At 67.7% G+C, this 1,406-nt stretch carries 1 protein-coding gene and 1 pseudogene; both read left to right on the top strand.

From position 1 onward, the window contains the following. Positions 1–1,189: type II secretion system protein GspD (locus HUK84_RS18280; RefSeq protein WP_374729385.1), on the top strand; the 1,189-nt coding region annotated here is incomplete at its 5' end. Then, positions 1,186–1,406, top strand: a pseudogene (locus HUK84_RS18275) (general secretion pathway protein GspK); the annotation flags it as partial. The gene HUK84_RS18280 and the pseudogene HUK84_RS18275, both read left to right, overlap by 4 nt.

Below are 1,406 nucleotides of genomic sequence, written 5' to 3'. Positions count from 1 at the left end.
GGGCGGCGGCCTGGGGGGCAATACGGGCATGGCCGGCGGATTGGGCGGCAATACCGGCATGGCCCAAGGCGGTGTGGGCCAAGGCGGTGTGGGCCAAGGCGGTGTGGGCCAGGGTGGGGCGAGCCAGCAGGCGGCGTCCCTCAACAACCCCCTGCTGGGCGGGCTGGACAGTTCGGCGGGCGGCGAATCCCATGCCCAGGGCATGCGGATCCTCTCCAACGCCCAGCACAACGCCGTGCTGGTCTATGCGACCGACCAGGAAAGCGACAATGTCGAACAGATGCTGCGGCGGATCGACGTCATGCCGCTGCAGGTCCGGATCGACGCCGTGGTCGCCGAAGTCCAGTTGAACGACGCGCTGCAATACGGCACGCAGTTCTTCTTCAAGTCCGGCGGCATCAACGGCGTGCTCAGCAACAACAGCCAGACGATCACCACCGGCACGCTGGCGACCGCGGCCTTCAGCCACACCTTGCCGGGCTTCATCATCGGCGGGGCCAGCGGCGGCGGCGCGCCGTTCGCGATCGACGCGCTGCAGAACGTCACCACCGTGCATGTCCTGTCCTCGCCGCAATTGATGGTCCAGGACAATCGCGCGGCACGGCTGCAGGTCGGGCAATTGGTGCCGGTGCAGATCGGCTCGCAATCCAGCACCATCGGGACCTCGATCTACAACCAGTTCACCTACCAGCCGACCGGCGTGATCATGGAGGTCACGCCGCATGTCAGCCAGGACGGGCTGGTCACGCTGGACATCGCGCAGGAAGTCAGCTCGGTCAGCAACACCTCGCCCGTGCAGGCCACGACCAGCAGCAATGCCAATCCCACCTTCAACGACCGGTCGGTCAGTTCGCGGGTCGTCGTGCAGGACGGGCAGACCGTCGGCCTGGCCGGGCTGATCACCGAGAATTCCAGCCGCGCCAACAGCGGCATTCCCTGGTTGAAGAACATCCCGGTCCTGGGCTTTCTGGCCGGGACCCAGAACAACAGCCGCCAGCGCACCGAATTGCTGATCCTGATCACCCCGCACGTCATCCATGACCAGCGCGATGCGGTCAGCCTGATGGAGGACCTGCGCGACACGCACCCGAACGCCGCGAACGTGCCGGACGAACTGACGCCGATGCACGTGACCGGCAGCGCCGATCCCCAGCAGCGCCTGCGCCAGAAGGTCGGGCTCGATCGGTGACGCGCCGGGGCGCGTCAGCGGGGCAGGGCGGCTTCGCCCTGCTGATCGTGCTATGGACCCTTGCCGGGCTGTCGCTGCTGGTGTCCATCGTCATCGCGACGGCCGATTCCGGGCTGCGCGGCGTCTACGCGCTGCGCAGCGCGGCACAGTTGCAGGACGCGGCGGACGGCGAGGTCTGGGACGCGGTCTTCCACGTCATGGACCGTTCCGCCGCGCG

The organism is Nguyenibacter vanlangensis (assembly GCF_013376155.1).
GTDB lineage: Bacteria > Pseudomonadota > Alphaproteobacteria > Acetobacterales > Acetobacteraceae > Gluconacetobacter > Gluconacetobacter vanlangensis.
The sequence above is the reverse complement of the archived record's forward strand: the minus strand, read 5'-3'. Positions and strand labels throughout refer to the sequence as shown.